Annotated in this window: 16 protein-coding genes and 1 riboswitch; of the genes, 5 read left to right on the forward strand and 11 right to left on the reverse strand. The window is 68.1% G+C overall.

Annotation, left to right across the window (positions count from 1 at the left end):
* Positions 1–107: 107 nt before the first annotated feature.
* The gene (locus H7F30_RS11120; RefSeq protein ID WP_187035136.1) at positions 108–536 is read right to left on the reverse strand and encodes an OsmC family protein; all 429 of its coding nucleotides are present in this window, start codon (positions 534–536) and stop codon (positions 108–110) included.
* 28 nt (positions 537–564) lie between these two features.
* On the opposite strand from H7F30_RS11120, the gene H7F30_RS11125 reads away from it, so the two are divergent.
* From H7F30_RS11125 to H7F30_RS11140, 4 genes are read left to right on the forward strand one after another with little or no spacing between them, the layout of a single operon-like run.
* Positions 565–1,200 carry a histidine phosphatase family protein gene (locus H7F30_RS11125; protein ID WP_047311614.1) on the forward strand — a complete coding sequence of 212 codons (636 nt, stop codon included), beginning with the start codon at positions 565–567 and terminating at the stop codon, positions 1,198–1,200.
* 44 nt (positions 1,201–1,244) lie between these two features.
* Positions 1,245–2,435 (forward strand): exonuclease SbcCD subunit D, encoded by a 1,191-nt coding sequence (locus tag H7F30_RS11130; RefSeq protein WP_187035138.1) that lies wholly within the window; start codon positions 1,245–1,247, stop codon positions 2,433–2,435.
* Positions 2,432–5,707, forward strand: a complete 3,276-nt coding sequence (locus tag H7F30_RS11135; RefSeq protein ID WP_187035140.1) for an AAA family ATPase — start codon at positions 2,432–2,434, stop codon at positions 5,705–5,707. Before H7F30_RS11130 ends, H7F30_RS11135 begins: the two co-directional genes overlap by 4 nt.
* Positions 5,708–5,733: 26 nt before the next feature.
* Positions 5,734–6,951, forward strand: a complete 1,218-nt coding sequence (locus tag H7F30_RS11140; protein ID WP_047311611.1) for a pyridoxal phosphate-dependent aminotransferase — start codon at positions 5,734–5,736, stop codon at positions 6,949–6,951.
* 100 nt (positions 6,952–7,051) lie between these two features.
* Here H7F30_RS11140 and gcvP read toward each other — a convergent pair whose 3' ends face one another.
* From gcvP to H7F30_RS11190, 10 genes are all read right to left on the reverse strand, one after another.
* Entirely contained in the window at positions 7,052–9,919 is a 2,868-nt protein-coding gene (gcvP, locus tag H7F30_RS11145; protein ID WP_187035142.1) for an aminomethyl-transferring glycine dehydrogenase, read from the reverse strand.
* Positions 9,920–10,009: 90 nt separating this feature from the next.
* Positions 10,010–10,104, reverse strand: a riboswitch (glycine riboswitch).
* 67 nt (positions 10,105–10,171) lie between these two features.
* Complete coding sequence (locus H7F30_RS11150; RefSeq protein ID WP_369798771.1) at positions 10,172–10,753, reverse strand: MerR family transcriptional regulator; 582 nt, start codon at positions 10,751–10,753, stop codon at positions 10,172–10,174.
* 212 nt (positions 10,754–10,965) lie between these two features.
* Positions 10,966–11,439: a bifunctional nuclease family protein gene (locus H7F30_RS11155; protein WP_047311609.1), complete on the reverse strand. Its 474-nt coding sequence runs from the start codon at positions 11,437–11,439 to the stop codon at positions 10,966–10,968.
* Between the two features lie 81 nt (positions 11,440–11,520).
* Positions 11,521–12,201 (reverse strand): MerR family transcriptional regulator, encoded by a 681-nt coding sequence (locus H7F30_RS11160; RefSeq protein ID WP_047311608.1) that lies wholly within the window; start codon positions 12,199–12,201, stop codon positions 11,521–11,523.
* Positions 12,202–12,215: 14 nt separating this feature from the next.
* The gene (locus H7F30_RS11165) at positions 12,216–12,689 is read right to left on the reverse strand and encodes an FHA domain-containing protein (RefSeq protein ID WP_225910758.1); all 474 of its coding nucleotides are present in this window, start codon (positions 12,687–12,689) and stop codon (positions 12,216–12,218) included.
* Positions 12,690–12,821: 132 nt separating this feature from the next.
* Positions 12,822–13,211 (reverse strand): glycine cleavage system protein GcvH, encoded by a 390-nt coding sequence (gene gcvH, locus H7F30_RS11170; protein WP_047311607.1) that lies wholly within the window; start codon positions 13,209–13,211, stop codon positions 12,822–12,824.
* 36 nt (positions 13,212–13,247) lie between these two features.
* Positions 13,248–14,132: a DUF881 domain-containing protein gene (locus tag H7F30_RS11175; RefSeq protein ID WP_187035144.1), complete on the reverse strand. Its 885-nt coding sequence runs from the start codon at positions 14,130–14,132 to the stop codon at positions 13,248–13,250.
* Positions 14,129–14,461, reverse strand: a complete 333-nt coding sequence (locus H7F30_RS11180) for a small basic family protein (protein ID WP_047311606.1) — start codon at positions 14,459–14,461, stop codon at positions 14,129–14,131. The genes H7F30_RS11175 and H7F30_RS11180 overlap by 4 nt, the downstream gene beginning before the upstream one ends.
* 29 nt (positions 14,462–14,490) lie before the next feature.
* Positions 14,491–15,387 carry a DUF881 domain-containing protein gene (locus tag H7F30_RS11185; protein ID WP_187035146.1) on the reverse strand — a complete coding sequence of 299 codons (897 nt, stop codon included), beginning with the start codon at positions 15,385–15,387 and terminating at the stop codon, positions 14,491–14,493.
* On the reverse strand, positions 15,387–15,977 hold the full coding sequence (locus H7F30_RS11190) for a CDP-alcohol phosphatidyltransferase family protein (protein WP_118913174.1): 591 nt from the start codon (positions 15,975–15,977) through the stop codon (positions 15,387–15,389). Before H7F30_RS11190 ends, H7F30_RS11185 begins: the two co-directional genes overlap by 1 nt.
* Before the next feature lie 96 nt (positions 15,978–16,073).
* Here H7F30_RS11190 and H7F30_RS11195 point away from each other — a divergent pair, with 96 nt between their 5' ends.
* Positions 16,074–16,895: a G1 family glutamic endopeptidase gene (locus H7F30_RS11195; RefSeq protein WP_222617800.1), complete on the forward strand. Its 822-nt coding sequence runs from the start codon at positions 16,074–16,076 to the stop codon at positions 16,893–16,895.
* The last annotated feature ends 1 nt before the right edge of the window (position 16,896 follow it).

The raw sequence follows: 16,896 nt of genomic DNA on the forward strand, positions 1-16,896 counted from the left end.
AACGTCGCCCCCTTCTCACTCAACGGGTCGCTCCATCTGACCACAGCGGCTCCGTGTGTCGGGGGTTTGGGCGCAGCCGTTCGTCGTCAGGATTCGTTGGGCCACCGTCAGGGTTCGACGTGCATCCGAACGTCGGTCGGAAGGAGCACAGTACGGCTCACGGTGCACAGGCGTTCGTGCGAGAGCTCCACCGTCTCCGGGTACACCTTGCGCGCAGCGTCGCCCGCTTCACCCTCCGGGAAACGCACGGTGAAGGTGACGTCGATCGGACCCATGTGGTTGCCCTGCTCGTCACGCAGCTTGTCGCCCTCGGCGACGACGTCGAACTGCTCGGGCTCGCTGCGGCGCGAGGTGAAGATGTCGACGTCGATCGCGCTGCACCCGGCGATGGCCGTGAGCAGGAGCTCGACGGGCGTGAACTGCTCGTCCTCGCCCGAACCGAAGTCGAGCGTGCCGCCGCGCGCGTTCGTCGCGGTGAAGCGACCGGCGCTCGTACGGGTGAGGGAAACACTGCGGTGGGCATCGGTAGAAGTCATGGGGCCATGGTGCCACTAGGCTCTTCGGGTGCCCCTCGTCACCGCTCCTCAAGGTCCCCCGCCCGGCAAGGGCCAGCTCGTCCTCGTCCGTCACGGCGAAACCGAATGGTCGCGCGACGGGCGCCACACCGGCACCACCGACCTTCCACTGCTTCCGGCCGGCGAAGCCGTTGCGCGCGCGGCGGGGCAGGCGCTCGCCGGTCGTCACTTCGTCGCCGAGTTCGTCTCACCGCTGACCCGGGCGCTGCGCACCGCCGAACTCATCGGCCTGAAGAACCTCGAGATCGACGAGGACCTGCGCGAGTGGGATTACGGCGGCTACGAAGGCAAGTCCACGCCGCAGATCCGTGACGAGGTCGGCTACGACTGGGAGATCTTCAGCCACGGCGTCGTGCCGGGTGAGACCCCGGGTGAGACGGTCGAGGACGTCGCGGCCCGCGCCTCGCACGTCCTGAACCGCGTCATGCCGTTGCTGGAGAGGGGCGATGTCATCCTCGTGGCCCACGGCCACCTCCTGCGCATCCTCGCAGCCGTCTACCTTCGGCAGGAGCCCCGCTTCGCCGCCCAGCTCATGCTCGACGCCGGCGCGGTATGCGCCCTCGATCACCACCACGACGTGCCCGGGATCCTCAGCTGGAACACGACGCACCTGCCGTCGGCATGACCTGCGGGATCGGGTTGTCGGTGGTCGCTCCTAGGGTGTGAGCCATGCGCATCCTCCACACCTCCGACTGGCATCTCGGCCGGTCCTTCCACGGTGAAGGCCTCGGCGATGCGCACGCGCGCTACCTCGACCACCTCGTCAAACTGACCCGCGCGGAGAAGGTCGACGCCGTCGTCGTTTCCGGTGACATCTACGACCGGGCACTGCCGAACCCGCGCACCGTCGAACTGCTCGACGACGCCCTCGTGCGACTGCTCGACACCGCAAGCCGCGTCGTGGTGACCTCCGGCAACCACGACTCGGCCACGCGCCTCGGGTTCGGATCCCGCGTCATGGAGCACTCCGGGCTCCACATCCGCGCCGCCTACGAAGGCATCGCGCGCCCCATCGCGATACCGCGGTTGGGCAGCCAGGACACGGCAGGACATGTTGTGGCGCTTCCCTACCTCGAGCCGTCCGTTGCGGCGGGGAGGTTCGACACAGAGTCGACGCACCGGGCCGTGCTCACCGAGGCGGTGACGCGCGGTCGCACCGCGCTACCTGACGACGGGCTGCCGGTCGTCGGCATGGCACACGCCTTCTTCGCAGGCGCCACGACGAGTGAGTCCGAACGCGACATCTGCGTCGGCGGTCTCGGCGTCGCGCCCCGCTCCGTCGTCGACGCCTTCGACTACGCGGCACTCGGGCACCTCCACGGCGCGCAAACCCTCAGCGAGTCGGTGCGCTACAGCGGCAGTCCGGTCGCCATGTCGTTCAGCGAAGCGGCCCACACCAAGGGCACGTGGCTCGTCGACGTCGCCCGCGGCAGTGTCTCCGCCGAGTTCATCGAGGCACCGATCCACCGTTCGCTCGCCATCCTGCGCGGCGAACTCGACAACCTGCTCGCCGATCCCAAGCTCGAACACGCCGAATCGGCCTGGTGCCAGGTCACGCTCACCGACGAGATCCGGCCCGCAGCGGCCATGGATCGCGTGCGAGCGCGCTTCCCCCACACCCTGCGCCTCATCTTCGACACGCCTCGTACCGAGACCCAACCGATCACCTACGCCGAGCGACTCAAGGGCCGTGACGACGTGGAGCTGTGCTGCGACTTCCTCGCCCACGTGCGGGGCGGACGCGGCCCCAACGCCACAGAGCGCACCGCTATCGGCAAGGCCGTCAGCGCGGCTCTGCGACGCGGTGACGAACCGATGGCAGACGACGGCTCGATGTTCTCCCTCGAGGATCTGCGATGAGGCTTCACACCCTGCGCCTGGAAGCGTTCGGGCCCTTCCCAGACCGTGTGGACGTCGACTTCGATGAACTCGACCAGGGCATCCTGCTCGTCAACGGCCCCACCGGCTCGGGCAAGAGCTCGCTCCTCGATGCCGTAGCGTTCGCGCTGTTCGGCGACGTTCCGGGCAGTCGACGCAGCCTGCGCAACGCTCTGCGGAGCCACCACGCCGCGCCAGAGACGGCGCCCTGGGTCGAACTCGAGTTCAGCGTCGGCCCCGAGCGCTGGCGCGTACGCCGGGCACCCGCGTGGGACGCGCCGAAGCGCCGCGGTTCGGGAACCACCACGCGCCCCGCATCGGTGAGGCTCGAGCAGTGGCGGGAGGGCCAATGGCACCTCGTCTCGTCCCGTATCGACGAGGCGGCCGACATGGTCACCGACACGCTGGGCATGGGTCTCGAGCAGTTCGCCCAGGTCGTGCTCCTCCCCCAGGGCGAGTTCGCCCAGTTCTTGCGCGCCAAGCCCGAAGACCGCCGGGCCCTGCTCGAGCGGCTCTTCGACGTCGCCCGCTTCGACGCCGTGGAGCGATGGTTCGCTGAGACGAAGAACGAACGCCTCCGTGCCAGTGAGGCCTCGCTCGAACACATCCGGGGTCACATGACGGTCGTCACCGACACGCTCACGCGTCTTGACGACGACGAGTTGCCACCGGCCGTCTGGTCCGACGAGAGCGTTGCCGACCTTCCCGAGGTGTTGCGGACCCTCCTCGCCGCCCTGCGCGGGCGCCGTGACGACGCGGGCACGCGGGCGGCCGAGGCCGCGGCCGCAGCCAAGCAGGCCGAACGCGCCGTCGAACGCGCCGGCGCGTTGCTGGCCCTCCGTGAGGCCCACGAGCGGGCGCGCACCGACCTCGACGCCTGGCCCGCCGAAACCGTCACCCAGATGAAGAATGACGCGGACGCCGCCGATCACGTGGCGGGCGTGCTTCGCCTCGCGCAACGCAGTGGACGCGCCGACAAACAACTCGAGCAGGCACGTGCCCGGCGCATCGAGACCGCCGGAGCACTCGCGGAGATCACCGGGCTCGAGGCGCCTGGCGAACGTCACGATGCCGACGCCGTTCTCCCGGCCGAGGCGCTGAAGGCTCGGTCACAAGCGCTTCAGGCGCTGCAGTTGCACCTGCCGCGAGCCCTGCGCGCCCTCGACGACGTCGCCGCCGCTCGGCGCCATGCGTCAGCGGCCGAGCAGAAGGCCGTCGCCACGAGGGAGACGGTGGGGACGGCGAAGGAGGAGTGCGAACGTGCCGACGAAGCTGTCGTCGTCGCGGAGGAGACGCTCAGCTCGCTGCCTGACGTGCGAGGCTCCCTCAACGCCGTTCACGCTGCGCGTCGGATTCTTCAGGAAGTCCCTGCACACAGCAGGGCCGTGACCACAGCAACCGAAGCGCGCGACGCAGCAGTGGCCACCTTCACCGAACGTGAGCACGACGCGGTGGCCCTGCGTCTTGCGCGGCTGGCCGGTATCTCCGCCGAGATCGCCACCGATCTCACGCCCGGCAACCCGTGCCCCGTGTGTGGCTCGTGCGAACACCCGAACCCTGCGACTGCGTCACCGCAGGCACCCGGCCCGCAGGCGATCGAGGCGGCGGAACGGGCTGCCCGGGATGCTGACGAGAAGCGTCGCCGTGCCGAAGCCACACTCGCCGGCGCCGAGCAGGCCTGGGCGAGCCACCTCGCGCACCTGCAAGCCCGCCTCGACGACGTCGTGGCCGCTGTGCCGGACGGGGAGACATCCCCTGCGGGGAGCGATGACACAGCCGAAGCCCTCGTTGCCGCCGATCTCGTCGATGACGACAGCGCGCTGCGTCAGACCGAGCGCGACCTGAACGAGCGAGCCCAGCGTCGGGAAGAAGCGGCCGTGACGCTGGAAAAGGCTCGATCAGCACAGACGCGAGCCCACAGAGGCATAGCAACCGCGGAGAAGGACGCTGCCGCCGCCGTTGCACGCCGCGATGGCGCGAAAGAAGCACTGGCGGCTGCCCTCCAGCACCTCGCGGAAGCCGAGTCGTCCACACTGCAGTTCGTTTCGGACTACACCGACTCCAACAACTCCCCCGTGCTGCGCGGCACCACGCTGCCCGAAGGTGCCACCGACGGCACGAGCGTGGTTGCCACGGCCACGGGCGACGATGACGCTGCGCAGAACCTCGCGGACGAGGAGCACGAAGAGGCCGTGCGCACCCGCGTCCAGCAGCTCGCTCGGTCGGTCGACGACGCGCGTCGACAGCTGACTGCGATCGACCGCGCGCGTGACGCCTTCGCCCGCGCGGACGCGACCTTCCGTACCGCAGCGACGCAGAGCGAGAGCGCCCAAGTCGAGCTGTCCGACGAACTCGTCGCCAAGGGTTACGACGACGTCGAGGCGGCCTTCGCCGTCGCCCTCGACGAGGACGAGCTGACGAGTCTGCGCGCCACGTGGCAACACGCCATCGAGGTCCGCGCTGCCGCGGGCGCCACCTTGGCCGACGACACTGTGGCGTCTGCGGCGCACTCCCCCGCTCCCGATCCTGCGCGGCTGCGGCGGAGGGCCGACATCTACGCACGCCGCGCGAACGAATCCTCCACCGAGGCGTCCCGATGGGCGCGGGCCTACGAGATCCTCGACTCGATGCGTGACCGCATCGCCGACGCCGTGCGCGAGCACCTCCCTGTCGCCCAGGTGGCCCGGGAGATGAGCGACCTCGCGAGCACGTTCTCCGGCATCGGCGAGAACACGCACCGCATGAGGCTAACGAGCTACGTGCTCGCCGCCCATCTCGAGACCGTGACGGTGATGGCGAACGAGCGCCTGCACCACATGACCGACGGGCGCTACCAGCTGAAGTACACCGACGAGCGGGCCAAGGGCACCGCCCGCAGCGGACTCGGTCTGGTCGTCGTCGATGCCTGGACCGGCCGCAGCCGCGACACCGCCACGCTCTCCGGCGGCGAAGCCTTCATGGCCTCCCTCGCCCTCGCGCTCGGGCTCGGTGACGCCGTGCGTGCCGACTCCGGCGGCATGGAACTGCACACCCTCTTCGTCGACGAAGGCTTCGGCTCGCTCGACCAGGACACGCTCGAGCAGGTGATGGAGGTACTGGACGGGCTGCGCGAAGGTGGGCGTCTCGTCGGCGTCGTCAGCCACGTCACCGAACTGCGCGCCCGAATCCCCTCTCAGATCGAAGTTCGCAAGACCTCCGAGGGTTCCACGGTTCACCCGATCGTGTCCGGATTCGCCGTGTCAGGCGCGGTCTGAGCGCCGCCCTGTGAAACGCTGGGCGCATGCGTGCGATCCGTCAGTCCAAGAAGCTTCAGAACGTGCGTTACGACGTGCGCGGCCCGATCCTCGAAGAGGCACAGCGCCTCGAGGCCGAGGGCCACAAGATCCTCAAGCTGAACATCGGCAACACCGCCCCGTTCGGCTTCGAGGCACCTGAGGCAATCCTGGCCGACATGAAGCACCACCTGCACCACGCGCAGGGCTACAGCGACAGCCGCGGCATCTACTCGGCGCGCACCGCCGTCGCGCAGTACTACCAGAGCCGCGGCCTGCGCGAGACGCTCGTCGATGACGTCTTCATCGGCAACGGCGTCTCGGAGCTCATCAGCATGGTGCTGCAGGCCTTCGTCGACGACGGTAACGAGATCCTCGTTCCCGCCCCCGACTATCCCCTGTGGACGGGTGCCGTGACGCTCACCGGCGGCAAGGCCGTGCACTACCTGTGCGACGAGGAGAACGGGTGGAACCCGGACCTTGCGGACATCGAGAGCAAGATCACCGAGAACACGCACGCCATCGTCATCATCAACCCGAACAACCCCACGGGCGCCGTGTACTCCGAGGACGTCGTCAAGGGCCTCGTCGACATCGCACGCCGCCACAACCTCGTCGTCATGGCCGACGAGATCTACGAGAAGATCCTCTTCGAGGACGCGGTGCACCACCACGCCGCCACCTACGCAGGTGACGACGTGCTGTGCCTGACCTTCAGCGGCCTGTCCAAGGCCTACCGGGTGTGCGGTTACCGTGCCGGCTGGGTCATGATCTCCGGCCCAAAGCACCTCGCGGCCGATTTCCTCGAGGGGCTCACCCTCCTCGCCAACATGCGCATGTGCGCCAACGTCCCTGCCCAGCACGCCATCCAGACTGCCCTCGGCGGCTACCAGTCGATCCAGGAGCTCATCGGTCCGGAAGGTCGCTTCTACGAGCAGTCGATGCTGGCGTGGCGCATGCTCAACGACATCCCGGGTGTCAGCTGCGTCAAACCGATGGGCTCGCTCTACACGTTCCCGAAGCTCGACCCAGAGGTCTACCCCATCGAGAACGACCAGGACTTCGTCATCGACCTGTTGCGCGCGAAGAAGATCCTCGTGACGCACGGAACCGGGTTCAACTGGGTCAAGCCCGACCACTTCCGGCTCGTCACGCTGCCCGACGTCGACATGCTCGAAGAGGCCATCGGACGTATCGGGGACTTCCTCGAGGACTACCGCTCCTGATGCCCCGGTGCGGGTCGAACCTCCGCCCCTGAGCATGGAACGAAGCCCCATCGCCTTCTCGGCGATGGGGCTTCGTTCGTTCTCCGTCACACGGTGAGGATCAGTCCTCGAACGCCTCGGGCGGCGGGCACGAGCACACGAGGTTACGGTCGCCGTACGCACCGTCGATGCGACGAACCGGCGCCCAGTACTTCGCACGCGGGTCGGTGCTGCCCGGGTAGACCGCCTCGCGACGCTCGTAGGGGTGGTCCCATTCGCTCGTCAGCGACAGCGCGGTGTGCGGTGCGTGACGCAGGGCCGAGTCCTCGGCCGCGACCTTGCCGTCGATGACGTCCTGGATCTCGGCGCGGATGGCAAGCATCGCCTCGACGAAGCGGTCGAGTTCCTCGAGCGACTCTGACTCCGTCGGCTCGACCATGAGTGTGCCCGCGACGGGGAAGCTCATCGTCGGGGCGTGGAAGCCGTAGTCGATGAGGCGCTTCGCGACGTCGTCGACCGTGACGCCGGATTCCTTCGTCAGGGCGCGCAGGTCGAGAATGCACTCGTGCGCGACGAGACCGTCGGTGCCCGCGTAGAGCACCGGGTAGGCCTCACGCAGACGAGCGGCAACGTAGTTGGCGTTGACGACGGCGAACTGCGTCGCGCGTGTCAGACCCGCGCCACCCATGAGGCGCACGTACGCCCACGAGATCGGCAGGATGCTCGCCGAACCGAACGGCGCCGCCGAGATCGGACCGACGCCCGTCGCCGGGCCAGCCTCCGCGAACAGCGGGTGGTTCGGCAGGTGCGGAGCGAGGTGCTCACGCACTGCGACCGGGCCGACGCCGGGGCCACCGCCGCCGTGCGGGATGCAGAACGTCTTGTGCAGGTTGAGGTGCGACACGTCGCCGCCGAACTTGCCCGGCTGGGCGAGGCCGACCATCGCGTTCAGGTTGGCGCCGTCGACGTAGACCTGGCCGCCCGCCTCGTGCACGAGCGAGCAGATCTCGGTGATCGTGTCCTCGAAGACACCGTGCGTCGAGGGGTAGGTGACCATGATCGCGGCGAGGTTCTCGCCGTGCTCCTTGAGCTTGCCCTTGAAGTCCTCGAGGTCGACCTCACCGGAAGCCGCCGTCTTGACGACGACCACCTTCAGGCCGGCCATGACGGCGGACGCCGCGTTGGTGCCGTGCGCCGAGGCGGGGATGAGGCAGATGTTGCGGTGTCCCTCGCCGTTGGCCTGGTGGTAGGCGTGAATGGCGAGAAGGCCGGCGAGCTCACCCTGCGAGCCGGCGTTCGGCTGCAGCGAGATGTCGTCGTAGCCCGTGATGTCGCACAGCCACTGCTCGAGGTCGGTGATGAGCTCGCGGATGCCCTCGTTCTGGTTCGCCGGGGCGAACGGGTGGAGGTTCGCGAACTCGGGCCACGTGATGGATTCCATCTCCGTCGTGGCGTTGAGCTTCATCGTGCACGAGCCGAGCGGAATCATGCCGCGGTCGAGCGCGTAGTCGCGGTCGGCCAGACGGCGCAGGTAACGCAGCATGGCCGTCTCGCTGTGGTGGCTGTTGAAGACGGGGTGGGTGAGGTACTCGTCCTCACGCACGAGCGCCTCGGGCAGCGCCGAAGCCTCGCCTGCCTCGCGGGTGCGGAAGCCCCACGCGGCGCCGAGAGCGTCGATCTCGCCCTGCGTCGTCGTCTCGTCGAGGCTGATCAGGACGGTGTCCTCGTCAGCCTTCCAGACGTTGACGTCGTGCTCGAGCGCAGAGTCGACGAGCGCCTGCGCGCGTCCCTCGCTGCGGACGGCGAGCGTGTCGAAGAAGGTGTCGTGGACGACCTCCAGGCCGGCCTTCGGCAGCGCAGCGGCGACGAGACGCGCCTTGGCGTGAACGTCCTCGGCGATCTTCGCGAGCCCCTGCGGGCCGTGGTAGACCGCGTACATCGACGCCATGACGGCGAGCAGCACCTGGGCGGTGCAGATGTTCGACGTCGCCTTCTCACGGCGGATGTGCTGCTCACGCGTCTGCAACGCGAGGCGGTAGGCCTGGTGGCCGTCGGCGTCGAGCGAGACACCGACGAGGCGCCCCGGCATGTTGCGCTCGAGACCGGCGCGCACCGACATGTAACCGGCGTGCGGGCCGCCGAAGCCCATCGGAACACCGAAACGCTGCGAGGTACCCACTGCGACGTCCGCACCCCACGAGCCGGGCGACGCGATGAGCGTCAGGGCGAGCAGGTCAGCGGCAGCCGTGACGAGCGCACCGTGCTCGTGGGCGGCCTCGGTGAGCGCCTTCCAGTCGACGATCTGACCGTCGGCGCTCGGGTACTGCACGATGACACCGAAGACGGACTTGCCACCCGCAGCTTCGACGAGCGCGTCCGCGTCCTTGACGTCGCGCAGGTCGGCGACGACGACCTCGATGCCGAGCGGCGTGGCACGCGTCTGCGTCACGGCGATGCTCTGCGGCATGACCTGCTCGTCGACGACGAGCACGGCGTCCTTGGCCGACTTGCTCGCACGGCGCATGAGCGTCATGGCCTCGGCGACGGCGGTGGCCTCGTCGAGCAGCGACGAACCGGCCGTCCTGAGACCCGTGAGGTCGGTGACGACGGTCTGGAAGTTGAGCAGCGCCTCGAGGCGACCCTGGGAGATCTCCGGCTGGTAGGGCGTGTAGGCCGTGTACCAGGCCGGGTTCTCGAGAATGTTGCGGCGAATGACGCCCGGCGTGTGCGTGCCGTAGTAGCCGAGGCCGATCATCGACGTCAGGACGCGGTTGCGGGAAGCCTTCTCACGCAACTCGGCGAGCACCTCGGCCTCTGAACCGGCGGCCTCGAGGGCGAGCGGCTCCTTCTGGGCGATGGCTTGAGGAACGGCGCGGGCCACGAGGTCGGCGACGTCGCTCGCGCCGATCGTGGAGAGCATGTGCTCGAGGTCGGAGTCGCCCGGGCCGATGTGGCGGGCGACGAAGGGGGCGAACGAATCGCTTGTCATGGGTGACTCCCTGACGCGTGTCGGTGGGCGACGGCCGACGGTCTGGTCGGCTGCTCCCCCTCTGTCACGCACGATGGCGCTTCAGAGTTGCTTCACCCGATGGTCCACTTCGCCTGAGAGGTTGCGGGGAGGCTTGCCCCTTCGGCGCCCCGGCTCGCGGCCGGAGTCTCTCCCACCGGATTCGACAGCGAGCACAACAGTACCCGACACCGCCGTTGCGGTGTCGGGTACGAGAAGGCTGGTGGAAGCGGTTCAGCCGGCGCGCTTCGCGGCGCGGCGCTTGCGCAGTTCGTCGCCCGGGTGCACGGCGATCTCGGTGGCGTCGGGACGCTCACCGGGGAGTTCGGCAAGGGTGCCTTCGACCTCGGCCCAGACGCTTCCGAGTGCGATACCGAACACGCCCTGGCCGCCGCGCAGAAGGTCGATGACCTGGTCGTCGCTCGTGCACTCGTAGACCGACGCCCCGTCGGACATGAGCGTGATGCCCGCGAGCTCCTTGACGCCGTGGTCGCGCAGTGCTGCCACCGCGACGCGGATCTGCTGGAGCGAGACACCGGCGTCGAGCAGGCGCTTGATGACCTTGAGGACGAGGACGTCGCGGAAGGAGTACAGGCGCTGGTGGCCGGAACCGCTGACGTTGCGCACCGACGGTTCGAGCAGGCCGGTGCGGGCCCAGTAGTCGAGCTGGCGGTATGTCACACCGGCAGCGCGGCAGGCAGCCGGGCCGCGGTAGCCGAGCATCGCGTCGTCGATCTCGACCTCGCGCGTGACATCGGCGTCGATCGGCGCGGGAGCCTCGGAGTGAGACTCGGGCGCTTTGCCGGTGGAAACCACGGCGACCTCCTGGAAGAAACAAGGCGTGAGCACGTTGACCCGCGCCCTCTTGACTCCTCAAAGGTAGAGCCGATTCAGGGTCCGATCAATGACAGCGCGCACGACACGCCGAATAAATTTCCCGAAATTTCGCGGATCACGACTCGATCACAAACACTAAAGATCCACTTAACGCTTAGTTCTATCGAATCATTCGGGGGTCAACCAACACTTCACTCTTCGGGTTCTTCGAAGTCCTCTGCGCTGACGTGGTCAAGGAATTCGCGGAACTTCTCGACCTCTTCCTCCTGCTCGTCGGCGACCTGAACGCCCACTTCGTCCACGATGGCGTCCGCGACGAAGATGTCCACAGAAGCGCGCATCGCGAGAGCGACGGCGTCGCTGGCGCGGGAATCGACGCGCCCACCGTCGTCGAAGACGAGGCTTGCTTCGTAGACGTCGTCGCGTAGCGCCGTGATCTCGACACGTTCCAGCGAACGGCCCGCCGCGCCCGCAACGTCGAGGACGAGATCGTGCGTGAGGGGCCGCGGGGAATCAACACCTTCGGCGAACAACGCGATCATCGAGGCCTCGGGCGAGCCGATCCAGATGGGTACGTGCGTCACTCCACCTTCGATACGCAGAAGGAGGACGGGGCTGGTCGTCGGCAACTCGACTCGGATGCCGGAAACTTCGGCGCGCTTCACATGTCCACGCTACCGCGCAGCCGCGACCGGGAGCGACCTGCGGAACACGTCGGGTGCCACCGACCGGCGACACCTGCAACGTCAGTGACGCAGGCCGGCCTTCACGAGGGCCACGTGCAACGCGAGGCAGCGCTGAGCGATGACGGCGCGCTGAGACTCGTCACGCAGTGGAACCTGCTCGACAAGACCGATCTCGCGGTCTGCCGCCAGGCGGAAAGGACGCAGATGACGGCCCTGAACACCGAACTCGGCAAGAGCGGCCGCAGCCGTCGCCACGGCGAGAGCCTCACCGTCGAAATGCCCGTCCGCGCCGGGGCGCACGAGACCGAACGTTTCGAGCTCGGCGATGAGGGCGTCCGTGCCGCCGGCCCCACGAGCAAGTTCTTCGCGGGTGAGCGAGAGTGTCTCGTTCGCATCCGCGGCGAGCGTCTCGACATCAGGCACGTCGGGGTCGGCCGTCGGCGTCGGAACGCTGGGAACGGCGCTGACGAAGTCGGCGTCCTGCGGGGTGAGGCCACGGTCGTAGGCGTCGAGCGCCTCACGGATGACCTTAAGGGGCCAGAAGCGATCGCGCTGGGCCCGCAGGACGAAGCGCAGACGCTCGACGTCCTCGTCGCTGTAGCGGCGATACCCGGAGTCGGAGCGTTTCGGGGAGACCAGACCTTGGGCGTCGAGGAAACGAACCTTCGAGACCGACAGGTCGGGGAACTCCTCGCGCAGGGTCTTGAGAACCGCGCTGATCGTCAGGCCGTGCTGTGCCATGGAGCGGAAGCGCCTCAGCTCTGCTCGGGTGCGGAGTGTGCGGCGGCGTAGTACGTGAGTCGGTACTTGCCGATCATCACCTCGGCGCCGGTGACGAGCGGCAGATTGTCGACGAGCTTGCGGTCGACGTAGGTGCCGTTGAGCGATCCGATGTCCTGCACGCTGTAGCCGTTGCCGGAGCGAACGAAGATGGCGTGACGGCGCGAGACCGTGATGTCGTCGAGGAAGATGTCGCTCTTCGGGTGACGCCCAGCGCTGACCTCGTCTGCGTCGAGCAGGAATCGCGCACCGGAGTTGGGTCCGCTCAGCGCGATGAGCAGCGCGGTGTTCGGGCGCAGCGCCTCGACCATCGCCTGGTCGGCCGGCGAGAGCACACGGGGTGCCTCGTGCGACAGCTCACGCGGCTCCCAACCAGCTTCGCCGGGCACGCCGATCGTCGTGGCATCACCGGAATAGCCGTTGTACTCGTCAGCCATGGTGTACCCCATCCCCTGCGCCTTGCGGCGCCGTGTCGTGAGCGGCTCGTCCGCACGGGGCGAGCCGTTCGATGTGGTGGTCAGACTACCGTCACCCGACGGAACCGAGGAACCGCCGGGTGACGAGAAGACTTACAGGACGTGTCAGTCGAGCGAGCCGGTGTAGGCGTCGGCGTCCATGAGGCCGTCGATCGCAGAGGCATCGCTGGGGCGGATCTCGAACATCCAGCCGGAGCCGTACGGGTCGGAGTTGACCGTGCCGGGCTCGGCGTCGAGCGTGTCGTTGACGGCGACGACCTCACCGTCGAGCGGCGAGTACAGGTCGCTGACGGACTTCGTCGACTCGACCTCGCCGCAGGATTCGCCCGCCGTGACGGAGTCACCGACGGACGGGAGGCTGACGTACACGACGTCGCCGAGGGCGTCCTGGGCGTACGCCGTGATGCCGACGCGAACGACGCCCTCGCCCTTGTCTGCGACCCACTCGTGGTCTTCGGTGTAACGAAGGTCGGCCGGGTACTGCAACTCGCTCATGGTTCTCCTCGAGTCGGTCGGTGAGCAGGCGTCTGGTCAGTCTCTTCGGTGCAGCGAGGTGATCTGCATCGAGGTTTCCTCGGAGACCTTAACGCGAGCGCCTGCTTGTGTCAGCGTATCGGTCACACCGCCCGGAATGGCCATCGCGGTGCTCATGGTGTGCGGATCGCCGATGGCGCTGATCGTGAACTTCTCCGGCAGGCTTCGGCCTTCGACGCTCGGGCGGCCGTCCACGTCGGTGAACCAGGACGACGCGACGATGCGGTTGCCACCGACATCGATGGACTCGGCGCCGGCGTCGCGTAGCTCCTGGACGGCGTCGAGGATGTTGGCCGCTGTGACGTCGCCGCCGGCGGAATCGACCTCGATGATGATGCCGGGGCCCTTCACCTGCACCGTTCCGTTGAGGATGGCGAGTTGGTCGAGACGCTTCTGCGCGTCGGCCACGGCTGCCCGGTCTCCGCCGCGAGCGAGCTGTTCCTTGCTCGTCGTGAGGTCGTCGAGTTCCTTCTCCAGGCGCGCGGACTGGTCGTTGACGTTGCCCAGGAGCGCCACGAGGTCGGCCTGCGAGAGGTTGTCGAGGCCGGACTTCTCGTTCTGCTGCACCTGCGTCATGACAGCGAAGCCGAGGCCCAGGGCGAGCACCGCCGCCGTCAGACCGCCCGCGAGGGAACGCGGACCTCCGAAGGCGTAGCGTCGCCAGGGTTGGGCGGGAGCCTCGTGCCCGTCATCGGGCGTCGCGTCGGACTGCTCAGCCGAGGTCGCGATCGACCGGGAGGTCTCGGCGCCTTCCTCAGGAACGTGCTTCTCCCCCGGCAACGCCGCGTCCTCGGCCGGCTCCGACGACGCCTCAGCGGGGTCGATTTCGGTCGGTGCGTCGAGGTCTGGCGCCTCGGGCGTCTTCTTCTGCTTCTTGCTCATGCCTTGAACACGTGTCGGCGGATCGAAGCGACGTTGGTGAAGATGCGCAGGCCGAGCACGACCACGACGCCGGTGGACAGCTGGTTACCGACACCCAGTTGGTCGCCGAGGAACACGATGAACGCGGCGACGACGACGTTCGACAGGAACGAGACGACGAAAACCTTGTCGTCGAACAATCCGTCGAGGGCTGCACGGATACCGCCGAACAGCGCATCGAGCGCGGCGATGACGGCGATCGGCAGGTACGGCTGCATCCACAACGGAACGTCGGGGTGCAGCCACAGGCCGAGCACGAGGCCGATCACGAGGCCGATGGCGGGAATCACGTCAGCTCCTAACGAGGGGAAGGGCGAAGTCAGCGCACCGGCTGAGCGTGGGCGATACGGATGGTTCCTTGCGCAGGCACCGTGACGTTGCCACGGGAGGTGGAGATGGTGAAATCCGACTTCCGCAGCGACGTGAGGTAGTCCCCCGAGAACCCGCTCTCGAACTTGTTCTGCATGTCGCTCGGACCGATCGCGGTGACGGTGTACGGCGTCGCGAGCGGACGGTAGTTGACGAGGATGGCCGAGCCGGCGAAGCGCACCGCGCTGAGTGATGTGATGCGCTGACCGTTGACGCTGACGGCGGTCGCCCCCGAGGACCACAGACCGTTGATGACGTGCTGCAGATCGCTCGAGGTGAGAGCGTTCTCGTCCTCACCGGTGCGCGGATCGCTGTCGGCTGCGTCGGGCTCGGCGTCCTCGGGGTTCTCGATGACGACGGTGAGCCCGGGCCCGCTGACGGCGGCCGCTCCAGCGGTGCGCTCACCGGCCGTGAGGTCGGCGCTCAGGTTCGAGCGCTCCTGGCGGGTCAACGCTGACGAACGGTTCGAGTCCAGTTCCGTGCGTAGTGCCTCCACCTCGGCGGCGGAGTCGTCGTTCGCCTTCTGTTTCGCCTCGACCTGTTCCACGAGTTGCGCGTGACGATCGGCCTGCACCGAATCCGGCACTCGCAGGGCATGGGCCGCCGCGCCGAGAAGGAAGCCGAGGGCGATGACCGTCACGACGAGCAGCGGCGAACGGCCCGGACGACGAACCAGCCCCTCACCCGTTGCCTCGCGCTTGCGGGCCACGTCTTCGTAGAGGGGGTCGATCGGCCGCTTCATGGCGTCGAAGATGAGCGCCATGCTCGCGGCCGGGTCCTGGACGCGTACCTCGCGCGTCGTTCCCGGCGAGCGCGGCTTGCGTCGGATGAGTCGGTGCGGTGCCATCACACCGCCCGCGCGCGAACGACCTTCAGCATCTCGCGCACCTGGACGGCGTACAGCAGGCCGGCGAGCCAGTACAGGCACACACCCCACAGGACGAAGGCCCAGGCGGTAGGGCGCGCCAGGTCACCGGCAGCGCCCTCGATCTCGGCGAGCAGGAGAAGGGGGAAGGCGTACAGAAGGTTGAAGGTGGCCGCCTTGCCGATGAAGTGCACCGGCGGCAGCGGAAGGTTGTGCCGACGGACGGTGGGCGCCATCGTGAGGATGAAGACTTCGCGCAGAACCAGGGCGAGCACCACCCACATCGGCAGGATTCCACGCATCGCGAGGCAGACGATCGTCGCGACGATGTAAAGCCGGTCAGCCATCGGGTCGAGGATGGCTCCGAGACGCGACTGCATGTCGAACTTGCGGGCGATCTTGCCATCGAGGTAATCGGTGAACCCCGCCACCATGAGGACGACGAGGGCCGTCTTGTCCCACTCCGAAAGGATCAGCCAGACGAACGCCGGAACACCGACGAGCCGCAGGAAGGACAGCACGTTCGGCACCGTCCAGATGCGGCTCGAAAGCTCCGGTTCAGCGGTCGTCACAGGCCAAGACTAGGCGATGGCCCCGCGCGGCGCGCACAGACCGTCGAGCCCGCGGCCCCTAGCATGGAGCCGTACTGCACCGACCCCGAGGAGCTCATGTCCGCCGCACGCAACACCCTGTTCACCGCGCTCGCCTGCCTGAGCGTGTCCGCCGCCTCCCTGACGGCGCCGGCGTCCGCGCAATCACCCGCTGAGGCCTCTGCCCCCGCGAGCGCCGCGACGACGACCGCCACCGGCCTGCGTGCCGCGTCGAACGCCCTGTACGAGAACTGGGCCGGCTACCAGGTTGCGGCGAAGAACCCGACGCAGGCCCGGGGTTCGTGGACGGTACCGAAGGCGTCGTGGCCCGGACGTGACGGCTACTCGAACATGTGGGTGGGCCTCGGCGGCGGAAACCGTGCGCAGGGCCAGCTCATCCAGGCCGGAACGGAGCACGACTCGAAGTGTGTCGCCCTCCGGGCGGGCAAGTGCTCGAAGTGGAAGAACGACTACTACCTGTGGGTCGAGACGTTCCCTCAGCGCTCGCAGGAACGCATCACGAATCTCCCCGTCTCCCCCGGTGACCCTGTCCGGGTCGCGGTGCGCTGGTCGGCGCGGGACAGCCGTGCCTACTTCACGCTGTGCAACGAGCGCCTCCAGCGCTGTGTCGTGACCTCCCGCGCCACGAGCGCGCCGAAGGGCGTTGCCGAGTTCGTGCTCGAACGTCCGAGCCGCGCCGACGGACGCCCGCTCGCCCTCGCGAACACGGGCACCGTCTCGTTCCGTCAGCTCAGCGTCACCGACGCCTCGGGCACGCGGGTGCCGAAGAAGATGGCCCACACGCGCATCTTGATGTTCAACGGCAACCTGCTCGCATCGCCGGGCGCGTGGTCGGCGAGCGGCAACGGCTTCCCGGTGACGTTCAAGCGCGCGGCCTGAC

The sequence above is a fragment of the Dermacoccus sp. PAMC28757 genome (assembly GCF_014302635.1).
In the GTDB taxonomy this organism is placed as follows: Bacteria; Actinomycetota; Actinomycetes; order Actinomycetales; family Dermatophilaceae; genus Dermacoccus; species Dermacoccus abyssi.

Coding starts and splice junctions, on each gene's coding strand:
- H7F30_RS11120 (WP_187035136.1), bottom strand. CDS start 536: ATGACTTCTACCGATGCCCACCGCAGTGTTTCCCTCACCCGTACGAGC.
- H7F30_RS11130 (WP_187035138.1), top strand. CDS start 1,245: ATGCGCATCCTCCACACCTCCGACTGGCATCTCGGCCGGTCCTTCCAC.
- H7F30_RS11135 (WP_187035140.1), top strand. CDS start 2,432: ATGAGGCTTCACACCCTGCGCCTGGAAGCGTTCGGGCCCTTCCCAGAC.
- H7F30_RS11140 (WP_047311611.1), top strand. CDS start 5,734: ATGCGTGCGATCCGTCAGTCCAAGAAGCTTCAGAACGTGCGTTACGAC.
- gcvP (WP_187035142.1), bottom strand. CDS start 9,919: ATGACAAGCGATTCGTTCGCCCCCTTCGTCGCCCGCCACATCGGCCCG.
- H7F30_RS11160 (WP_047311608.1), bottom strand. CDS start 12,201: ATGGCACAGCACGGCCTGACGATCAGCGCGGTTCTCAAGACCCTGCGC.
- H7F30_RS11165 (WP_225910758.1), bottom strand. CDS start 12,689: ATGGGGTACACCATGGCTGACGAGTACAACGGCTATTCCGGTGATGCC.
- gcvH (WP_047311607.1), bottom strand. CDS start 13,211: ATGAGCGAGTTGCAGTACCCGGCCGACCTTCGTTACACCGAAGACCAC.
- H7F30_RS11175 (WP_187035144.1), bottom strand. CDS start 14,132: ATGAGCAAGAAGCAGAAGAAGACGCCCGAGGCGCCAGACCTCGACGCA.
- H7F30_RS11185 (WP_187035146.1), bottom strand. CDS start 15,387: ATGGCACCGCACCGACTCATCCGACGCAAGCCGCGCTCGCCGGGAACG.
- H7F30_RS11195 (WP_222617800.1), top strand. CDS start 16,074: ATGTCCGCCGCACGCAACACCCTGTTCACCGCGCTCGCCTGCCTGAGC.